The sequence below is a fragment of the Frankia gtarii genome (assembly GCF_025403375.1).
In the GTDB taxonomy this organism is placed as follows: Bacteria; Actinomycetota; Actinomycetes; order Frankiales; family Frankiaceae; genus Frankia; species Frankia gtarii.
This window is the reverse complement of record NZ_JAMPTM010000255.1, coordinates 1-9427: the sequence shown is the minus strand read 5'-3', so window position 1 is coordinate 9427 and position 9427 is coordinate 1. Positions and strand designations below refer to the sequence as shown.

Annotated in this window: 9 protein-coding genes; 2 read left to right on the top strand and 7 right to left on the bottom strand. The window is 70.0% G+C overall.

Translation table 11 applies throughout. The features are described 5' to 3' along the window. A partial coding sequence (locus NBZ83_RS25975; RefSeq protein ID WP_438803338.1) for a pentapeptide repeat-containing protein occupies positions 1-1159 on the top strand: 1159 nt, incomplete at its 5' end. Between the two features lie 37 nt (positions 1160-1196). On the opposite strand, the gene NBZ83_RS25970 is transcribed toward NBZ83_RS25975, so the two are convergent. The 5 genes from NBZ83_RS25970 to NBZ83_RS25950 form a co-directional block, all read right to left on the bottom strand. Beyond that, positions 1197-3152 (bottom strand): M13 family metallopeptidase, encoded by a 1956-nt coding sequence (locus tag NBZ83_RS25970; protein WP_261565124.1) that lies wholly within the window; start codon positions 3150-3152, stop codon positions 1197-1199. 873 nt (positions 3153-4025) lie between these two features. Next, entirely contained in the window at positions 4026-4640 is a 615-nt protein-coding gene (locus NBZ83_RS25965) for a TetR family transcriptional regulator (RefSeq protein ID WP_261575974.1), read from the bottom strand. A 27-nt stretch (positions 4641-4667) separates the two neighbouring features. After that, complete coding sequence (locus tag NBZ83_RS25960) at positions 4668-6203, bottom strand: MFS transporter (protein ID WP_261565122.1); 1536 nt, start codon at positions 6201-6203, stop codon at positions 4668-4670. 271 nt (positions 6204-6474) lie between these two features. Continuing rightward, positions 6475-7074 carry a TetR/AcrR family transcriptional regulator gene (locus NBZ83_RS25955; RefSeq protein ID WP_261565121.1) on the bottom strand — a complete coding sequence of 200 codons (600 nt, stop codon included), beginning with the start codon at positions 7072-7074 and terminating at the stop codon, positions 6475-6477. Between the two features lie 99 nt (positions 7075-7173). Further along, entirely contained in the window at positions 7174-8028 is an 855-nt protein-coding gene (locus NBZ83_RS25950; protein ID WP_261565120.1) for a glycosyltransferase, read from the bottom strand. A 198-nt stretch (positions 8029-8226) separates the two neighbouring features. On the opposite strand from NBZ83_RS25950, the gene NBZ83_RS25945 reads away from it, so the two are divergent. Further along, a complete protein-coding gene (locus tag NBZ83_RS25945; protein ID WP_372517690.1) occupies positions 8227-8439 on the top strand; it encodes a hypothetical protein in 213 nt (70 codons plus the stop codon). A gap of 108 nt (positions 8440-8547) precedes the next feature. On the opposite strand, the gene NBZ83_RS25940 is transcribed toward NBZ83_RS25945, so the two are convergent. Both NBZ83_RS25940 and NBZ83_RS25935 read right to left on the bottom strand, forming a co-directional pair. Beyond that, a complete protein-coding gene (locus NBZ83_RS25940; RefSeq protein ID WP_261575973.1) occupies positions 8548-8838 on the bottom strand; it encodes a hypothetical protein in 291 nt (96 codons plus the stop codon). A 233-nt stretch (positions 8839-9071) separates the two neighbouring features. After that, positions 9072-9427, bottom strand: a 356-nt coding sequence (locus NBZ83_RS25935; protein ID WP_261575972.1) for a hypothetical protein, incomplete at its 5' end; no start/stop codon positions are given.

Sequence of the window (9427 nt, the reverse complement as noted above, 5' to 3'; positions counted from 1 at the left end):
GAGGTGCTGCGCGACGACGCCCGACGACTCCGGTCAGGTGGCGCGCGCGGCCGGTGGTCGCGTTTGCCCCACCCGGTGGCGGCGGGGGGCGTACAACCCGACCATGGCGGACAACAGGGGAGTGCGTCGTCGCATCGACCGGCGATGGCTGTTCGACCGGCGATGGCTGTGGGTTGTCGCGGCTGTCGCGGCGGTCGGCGTGGTCGTGGGGATCTGGCACCTGGCCGACCGGATGTACCCGCCGGGCACGCAGGGCGCGGCGGAGGCCCGGTCGGCGCTGCAGGGCGGGATCCTCACCGCGGTGGCCGCGCTGATCGCCGTCGCCGGCGGCCTGATCGCCCTGGGGGAGACCCGCCAGGCGAACAAGAACACCCACGTCCGCGAGCTCTACACCCGCGCGATCGACCAGCTCGGCTCCACCAGCGGCACGATCCGCCTCGGCGGCATCTACGCCCTCGAACGCATCGTCACCGACAGCCCCGCCGACCAGCGCACCGTCGTCGAGGTCCTCTCCGCGTTCATCCGCAGCCTCAGCACGGCCCACGCCCTGCGCGCGCCGCTGCCCCCCGATGCAGACGGCACCGTCCCGCCGCTACCGCCGGCCATCGACATCCGCGCCGCCGTCCAGGTCCTCGCCCGCCTGCCGTACCGCGACGCGGTTCCCCGCGCCGACCTCACCGGAGCCGACCTGACCGGCCCCGCCAGCCTCACCGACCTCGCGCTGCCCAACGCCGATCTTTCCCGCGCCCGGCTGGCCGAGGCGAACCTCACCGGCGCCCAGCTCGACGGGGCCAACCTCACCCGCGCCCTGCTGCTGCGGGCCAACCTCAGCCACGCCTTCCTCGTCGAGGCGAATCTCGCCGAGGCTCGGCTCGTCGAGGCGAACCTCGCCCGAGCCGAGCTGTTCGGCGCGAACTTCACCGGCGCCCAGCTGACCGGCGCCGACCTCACCGAAGCCCGGCTCGTCGAGGCGAACCTCGCCGGCGCCCAGCTCACCGGGGCGAACCTCACCGGGACCCTGCTGTTCGGCGTCGACCTCAGCGCGGTGACCGGACTGACCCACGACCAGCTCGCCGTCGCGCACGGCGACGAACGGACCCGCCTGCCGGCAGGAGTTCCGCCGCCACCGTCCTGGGCCACGTCGACGAAGTCGCTGTGAGCGGCGTGATCGTGTCAGGCGCTCCCGGGCCGCCCCGCTACCAGATGCGGACGCGGTCGGCCGGGTCCAGCCACAGCCCGTCGCCGGGTGTGGTGTCGAAGACCTCGTGGAACTCGTCGAGGTTGCGCACGATGTTGGCGCGCAGGTCCGGCGGGCTGTGCGGGTCGGTGGTGAGGTACTGCCGCTCGAGCTCGAGCCGCCGTTTGCTGCGCCACACGTAGGCCCAGTTCATGAACAGCCGCCGCCGGTCGTCGCGCGACGCCTCGCCGCCCTGGGAGATGACGTAGGCCTGGTGGGCGATGGTGAGGCCGCCGAGATCGCCGATGTTCTCGCCGACGGTGAGAGCACCGTTCACCTTCTCGCCCGGCAGGTTGCGCGCCTCGAACGCGTTGTACTGCTCCACGAGCGTTTTCGACTTCACCTCGAAGGCGGCCTTGTCGGCGGGGGTCCACCAGTCGTTGAGGTTGCCGGCGCCGTCGTACTGCGCGCCCTGGTCGTCGAAGCCGTGACCGACCTCGTGGCCGATGACCGCGCCGATGCCGCCGTAGTTCTCGCCCGGGTGGGCGTCGGGGCTGAAGAACGGCCGCTGCAGGATGCCGGCCGGGAAGCAGATCTCGTTGGTGCCGGGGTTGTAGTAGGCGTTGACGGTCTGCGGGAGCATGAACCACTCGTCGCGGTCGACCGGTGAGCCGATCTTGGTCAGGTCCCGGTCGGTCTCGAACGCGGCGGCGGCGCGGGCGTTGCCTATCAGGTCGCCATGGCGGACCCGCAGCGCGGAGTAGTCCCGGAACCGGTCCGGGTAGCCGATCTTCGGCCGGAACGTCGCGAGCTTGTCGTAGGCCCGGAGCTTGGTCTCCTCCGTCATCCAGTCCAGCCGGGAGATCGACTCGCGGTAGGCGGCAAGCAGGTTCGCGACGAGGTCGTCCATCTGCGCCTTGGCGCGCGGCGGGAAGTGGCGGGCGACGTACTCCTTGCCGACGGCCTCACCGATCGCGCCCTGGACGAACGTCACCGCGCGCTTCCAGCGGGCCCGCAGCTCGGGCGTGCCGCTGAGGGTGCGGCCGTAGAAGTCGAACTGGGCCTCGACGAACGCGTCGGGCAGGTACGGCGCAGCCGTTCGCAGCACGCGGCTGAGCACCCAGTCGCGCCACACCTCGATCGGCGTGTCGGTCAGCACGGTGGAGAGGTGTTCGAAGTAGGACGGCTGGCGCACGCAGGCCTCCGCCAGCGTCGCGTGCGGGCCGGTCAGATGCCCGCCGAGACCGGTGACGTAGGCGTCCCAGGCGAAGGCCGGGCAGAGCGCCGCCAGCTCCTCGACCGTGACCAGGTTGTAGGTCTTCTGGACGTCGCGGGTCTCGGCCCGCTCCCAATGGCCCTTCGCGAGCAGGGTCTCCAGGGCGAGGATCCGCTGCGCGGCGCCCTCGGGGTCGGGGTGCTCTCCCAGCCCGAGCATGCGGGTCAGGTAGGAGACGTACTCCTCGCGCGTCGCGGCGAACTTGTCGTCGCGGTAGTACGATTCGTCCGGCAGACCGAGGCCCCCCTGGCCCAGGTGGAACAGGTAGCGGTCGGAGTTGCGGTCGTCGGTGTCGACGTAGGAGCCGAACAGCCCCGGGCCGCCGGTGCGCTCAAGCTCGCCGAGGAACGCGGCGAGGTCGCGGACGTCGCCCAGGCCAGTCGCGGCGTCCAGCAGCGACCGCACCGGGCCCAGGCCGAGCGTCTGGATGGCCTCGACGTCCAGGAAGGAGTTGTAGAGGTCGGAGATCTTCCGGGCGTCCTCGCTCTGGGTGGCCGGATCCTGCCCGGCGAGGTCGGTGATGATGTCGCGGACCTGCTGCTCGACCACGTCGGCCAGTTGCACGAACGGGCCCCAGCTCGAGCGGTCGGACGGGATCTCCGTCTCGGCGAGCCACCGGCCGTTCACATGGCCGAACAGGTCGTCCTGCGGTCGTACGTCGAGGTCCATGCCCGCGCGGGCGTCGTCGAGGATGCTCACAGAACGGAATTCTCCAACCGATCGGGTGATCAGGGAAGGACCTCGCCGAGAACCCGCCGACCGACGGCATGATCGGGTCCGCCCCGTGCGGGCGTCGGCAGGTGCGGGGGCGGCACGGCTGCGCGGAACACCAAGATCGCCGAAGTCGGGGTCGGGGGCGTCCGATCCTGGTTCGCTCTGTCTCGGCTGTTCTAAGGCTGAATACCGGTTTTTACTTTCATGTTATTTGAATCGGCTCAACTGACCGTCTCAAGGTGCGACTCGGTGCCGGTCACCTTACTGTGAAGTGGGCGTGCGCGAGTTCCGCGAATTCCGTCCGCGCGACCTGGCGCCTGCACGGCACGCTGCGGATCGCCACCTCGGACAACGACTCGGCCGGTGGCCTCGGCAACGGCGCCGCGCGCTAGTGACGGTCCGATTCTCCGGTGACGTCGCCTTCAGTGTCGAGGACGGCTCCAGGCCGGTCGGCGGGCGCTTCGAGGCGTCCGGCGACCGTATCCGGGTCACCACCGGTCAGCCGGGCCGGCTGTGGTCGGTCGCGGGGGACCTCCTCGCCACCCTCCCGTCCGGGATGCTGCCGGCCTCGGTGTGCGCCGGGCGCGCCGGTCTGCGTGAACTCGCCGACGTCCTCGCCGCGGAAGGCATGACGGTGGAGATCGGCGGACCGACCGCCACGATTGTCACCGTCGGCGCCGACGTCGACTCCCGCGTCGGGGGTCTGACGATGGGCAGTCGCCGGGTGGAACCGAGCGTCTCGGCCGCCCTGTCCGGTTCCACGTTCGCGATCGGACGAGCCGCCGCGGTGGGATTCGCGGCACTTGCTGTGTTCGTGGCCGTGTTCGTGGCCCGCGGACGGCTTCACCGGTCAGGCGGTCAGCGCTGGTCGAGGGCCTGTTCGAGTAGCGCGATGACCGTGTCGGTGTCCGCACCGGCGAGTGTTGCGAGGACACCGGTGTGGCGGGCGAGGACGACGCCGATGAGCGCGGCGGTGAGCAGTTCGGCCCGCAGGGGCGCGTCGGCGGCGTGCTCGCGGGCCAGACGGGCGGTGAGGGGGGCGACGATGCGACGGTGGAGTTCGGCGGCGGCGGCCTGCTGTGCCGTCTGGTCGCCGTAGGGCTTGAGCGCGGCCTGGAAGATCGGCCCTGGGCCGGTTCGGTCGGTGCGCCGGACCAGGGCGGCGAGCCGGTCGGGCTCGAGGAAGTCGGTGGGGATCTCCCCGGCGTCCTCCGTCTGCAGCACGGCGATGTAGAGCTGGGCCTTCCCACCGAAGTAGCGGGCGATCATGGCGGGGTCGACATCGGCGAGCTGGCCGATGTCGCGGGCGGTGGTCCTGTCGAACCCGCGCTCGGCGAACAGGTGCGCGGCGGCGGCGAGCAGGCGTTCCTTGCTGGCGGCGGCGTCGCGGCGGCGTGGCGCGGTCGTGCTCTTCACCGTGGTCGTGCTCTTCACCGTGGTCGTGCTCTTCACCGTGGACGTCTCATTCTTCACGGGAGGTCATGTTCCTCTTTGTTGAGGTTATCCGGGTCTGACGCCATCGGTCTGCGTGTCGGCATCGCTGGGCCGGCCGGTATCGCCGGGGACCACCGAGGCCAGGCTCTCGATATCCTGCTCCTCCTGCTCGATGATGGCCTCCTCCGACGGGCTCAAGCCGGGCCGCCGGTCACCGAGCCTGGGCAGAAGGACGCTGGCGGCCGCCGTCAGAATCCACATGAGACAGGCCGCGACGCCTACCGTGGTGTATCCGCTGTCGGCGGGAAACGACGCGCCGGGTCGGGTGTGCGCCTGGAGCACCGCGGCGCTGGCGCTGCTGCCGATGCCGTAGCCGATGTAGCGCAGCACCTGGTTGAAGCTCAGCGCGCTGCCGGTCTCATGAACGGGCACCGACTGCACGATGAACCCGGGCATGACGGCGAAGATTGCTCCGATCCCGAGGCCGGCGGTGGCCATCACCACCGCGATCTCCCAGAACGCGCCGTGGGCCAGGGTGAACATGACCATGCCGGCCAACAGCACGCTCGCGGCGAGCGGCAGTAACCGGCCCGGCGGCATCCTGCGGATCAGCGCCCGGGCGACGCTGCTGGCCGCGACCGTGCCGACCGAGAACGGCGTCAGCATCAACCCGGCGACGGCCACCGAGGCGCCCAGCCCGTAGCCCACGCTCGTGGGCGTCTGCACCAGGCGGGTCACCGTCGAGGTCAGCAGGTACATGCCGACGCCGGTGAAGACTGCGCACACGTCGGCGGTCAGCACGACGACGTGCCGTAACCGGCGCACATCGACCAGTGGGTGATCGCTGTGCAGCTCCAGCACCATCCAGCCGGCCAGCATGACGATCGCCACCGCGACGGTTGTGAGCAGGCGCGCCGAGGTCCAGCCCCACTGCCCGCCCTCGCTGATCGCCAGCAGCAACCCGGCCAGGGCGATCCCGAGCGTGCTCGCCCCCGCAAGGTCGAGCCGGGCGGCCGGCCGGTGACGTGAGGAAGGTACGACCACCATCGCGGCCAGCAGCGCCACGACCGCGATGGCAACCCCGAACCAGAACGCCGCGCGCAGGCCGCAGGTCTCGGCGATCAGCGCGACCAGCGGGTATCCCAGGCCGATGCCCGCGACGGTCGTGATTGACAGGATCGCCAGCGCCGGGCGGGCGCGCTCTGGCGGCAGCGCGTCGCGGGCCACCGTCAGGGTGAGTGGCGTGAGGCCGAGCCCCACGCCCTGCGCCGCCCGGCCGACCAGCAGCGTCGCGAAACCCAGCGGCAGGGCGGCCAGTAAGCCGCCGACCGCCACGATGGCCAGGCCGACCAGCAGCACCGGTTTGCGGTACCGGCCGTCGCCCAGGCGCCCGATCGTCGGGGTGGCGACCGCGCCGACCAGAAAGGTGATCGTCAGCGACCACTGGGCGTCGTCGACCGAGACGTGACTGACGGCGGCGACCAGTGGCACCAGCGGCGCACCCAGGCTGCCGACCACGGCGACAACCATGCCGATGAACACCAGTCCGGGCACCAACAGCCTGTGCGCGGGCGATCCTGGCCCCGCGTCGTCGAGATTCATTCGATGTCCACCCGTTCAGCGATGGACTAAGTCTACGCCTGATGTCTACAGGTGATGGCAAGACTGTCGGGCTCGGCCAACGCGCCGGGTCGGATGGATCAGGGTCACCGTTCGGGGCCGAGGCCGGTGCCGGCGATCGCGAACTTGTCGTAGTGCAGGGTCAGCTCTCCGACGATGGGGTGCTGCATGACGTGGATGCCGCCGCCGGGCTGCGGGACATCATGATCGTCGCGACTCTCGGACCTGTTTCGCTGGACGCCGTCGATGCCGGTCAGGTGGGACCGTCGGGGCGGGTGGTCGCTCCTGTCAGGACGAGCTCGAGGAATCGCGCACCGCCGTCCGACCCCGGGTGAGAGTTCTCCCGGACCCAGGCTGCGCCGCTGAGCAGGTCGAACAGTTCGTCGGGGGTGAGGTCCGCACGGATCTTCCCGGTGGCCTGGGCGGATCGCAGCAGCCGCGCACCACTGTCGTGCATGGCTGCGCAGGCGGCGTGGGAGGGAGTGCCCGCGTCGTACATGCTGCGGGTGAGGATGCCTACGAGACCTCGGAAGGTGCTGAAATGCTGGATGGCCTGGCTCATCCAGGAGCGCAGCGCGTCGAGCGGGGGGAGCGTGGCGGCGGCCTGGTCGGCGTGGGAGATCAGCGAGGCGAGCCCGTCACGGGTGGCGGCCTCGACGAGCGCGGCGCGGGTCGGAAAATGCCGGTAGAGGGTGCCGATGGCGACGCCCGACTGGGCCGCGATGTCCTCCAGGGAGGCGTCGGCGCCCGCGGCCTCGAACGCCTTGCGCGCAGTGGTCAGGATCGCGTCGTAGTTCCGGATGCCGTCGGCCCGCCTGGGGCGCTGGGCGATGTACGGAGCGGCGTCCTGCACGTGACCCCTCCTGGGCGGCACCGGATAACCTGAGGTAGTCTCATGATAGCACGGAAGGCGGTGGATCTCCCGCATGGTGCTGCCGCGGCGACGGCGGCATCAGCGCTTGACGAGCAGGTGCGCGGGCGGAGGGCCGAAGCGTCCGCGGAGGAAGTCGAGGAGCCCTCGCACGCGTCCTTCGAGGTCCCAGTAGGGGCCGCGCCGGGCCGGTGCGACTGCGCCCGAGGCAAGGTGCCACAGCGCGATGCTGAACCGGATGAACGCGTGGTAGCGGCCGGAGTGCTCCCGCACGAGCAACAGGGTGTTGCGAAGTTGCAGGTAGTCGATGGCTGCGGAGGTCGAGCCGATGTGCGGGTTTTTGACCATCGCGCCGCGCACGAGCCCGGATTCCCAACCGGCGTCCCTGGCCCGCAGGGCGAGGTCCGCCTCCTCGCAGTACGCGAAGTAGCGCTCGTCGAAGATGCCGACCTCGTCGAGGCACGCGCGCCGGGCGAACATCAGCGTGCCGTGCGGGTGGCCGGCGGGCTCCCACCCTTCCCCGACGCTCGCGGGCGCGAGAATCCCGCCGAAGTAGGGGTCGATGACCGGCGTCGCCGCGTCGCCGACGTCGGCACACGCCAGCCCCGCTCGAGGCTGCTCGGCCAGGACGCTGAGCATGTGACTCAGGCATGTGGGTTCGGGCAGCGCGTCGTGCGGCGCGAGCACCACCCACTCGCCCGCGTCCGCGTCGGCGAGGAACGCTCGGTAGCCGACGTTGGCCGCCGGTCCGAACCCCAGGTTGCTTCCGGCCAGCACGACGGCGACGTCGGCGGCCTCGACCGGCGGCACCACCGCCGACCCGTTGTCGATGATTGTGATCATGACGGGAACGTCCTGCGCGCGGAACGCGTCGATCGTGTCGAGGAGTCGCTGCGGCTGGTCACGGTGCACGATGACGACCGAGAGAGGAGGCACGATTCCAGTGCTACCTCAGTGCCACCGATCAGGCAGCTTCATCCGCGAAGTGGGCGGTACGGCGGTGAGTCGCGCCATGACGCAACGGTACCGTCGAGGCTGGGTTCGACACGGACGGTGACGCTCATGGTAGATCATCACTTGCCGTGCCCGAACCGGCCACGGAGTTAACGCGGAGGAAGCCTGACGTAATTTCAGGTGAACCAGCGTGTGCGACTCTGTGGTATGCAGCCAGGTAGTGATCCCAAGGCCGCTATCGTCCAGATAGTCGCATCGATCGATGATGTCCCTACCCTGGAGGAAACCGACGCGATGCTGGAAGAGCTACGCAAGCTTCCTCGTACTGCAGACACGATCAAGCTGATCGATGACCTGTTGGGGATCCGTTCGCTGCTCGACGCGACGTTCTGAGAACGCGCGCCGAGTAGCGAAACCAAGCCGGGTGGCGCACCGGTTTTCCTACGGTGCGCCGAGGCCTGACCGATCTGATCTCGGAAGGCTACTGCTGGGCATCAACGGCTAGCCCCGCTGGCCGCCCTGCTGGCCGCCACCGAAGCGCTCGCCGGACGATCCGATTCGGCCGGTGCCGACGCCCGCCAGCTGCCGCAGACGGTTCTCGACGTACTGCTCACTGTGGTGCGTCCTGTCCGCAATCCGCGCGACGAGGTCCTCGATGTCGGTCGCGGCATCGAGATCCGCCGAGCTGACCTGATTGAACTGGTCAAGGACGCGGTAGCGAAGCTGCTGCCAGTTCTGGCGCAGCTGCTGTTCCACCTGCTGGCGCTGCTCCCGCTGCTCCTGCTGGGCCATTTTGCGATCCCTTCTGGCCATTCCTCGAACGCGTTGTAGGTGCGAGAGGGACGGTACCCCAGCCGGTTCGGACAGCGCCAAACCAACATCGGTTTTGAATGTATAAAACCAGCTCGGGGCATCTGGCACCCGGTAACCCGAAGCGTCCTGGACGTGCATGTCTCGAGCGGTCGGCCGGGATCTCCGGCTCGGCGGGCCACCGGCCGTTCACGTGGCCGAACAGGTCGTCCTGTTTATGATCCCGTCTCACCGAGTTCGGCGGTCCCGGTGGAAGGCGGCGGGGGCGGCGAAGACACCTCGGCGTCGATTCCCAGGCCGTCCAGCATGGCGTGAATGCCGTCGGTGTAAAGGTTTTTCCGGGTGACGTCGTCGACGTCGGTGTTCGGGTCGTCGGCGGCACTTGGTGACGGGTGGGTGAGCTGGACTCCGATCATGCCGTGCATCGCGGACCACAGGAGCTCGGCGGTCTGTTCCGGGGGGCGTCGGTGGACGGCGGTGGCGCATCGGGCGGCGGCGTCGGTCAGGAATGGCAGGAAAGCCAGTAGGGCTTCCCGGCGGATCTGTGGGGTGGGTTCGAAGTCGGGGACGG

Bases quoted from the DNA above. Each gene is read 5' to 3' on its own strand.
- NBZ83_RS25940 (WP_261575973.1), bottom strand. From the start codon at position 8,838: ATGGCCCAGCAGGAGCAGCGGGAGCAGCGCCAGCAGGTGGAACAGCAG.
- NBZ83_RS25960 (WP_261565122.1), bottom strand. From the start codon at position 6,203: ATGAATCTCGACGACGCGGGGCCAGGATCGCCCGCGCACAGGCTGTTG.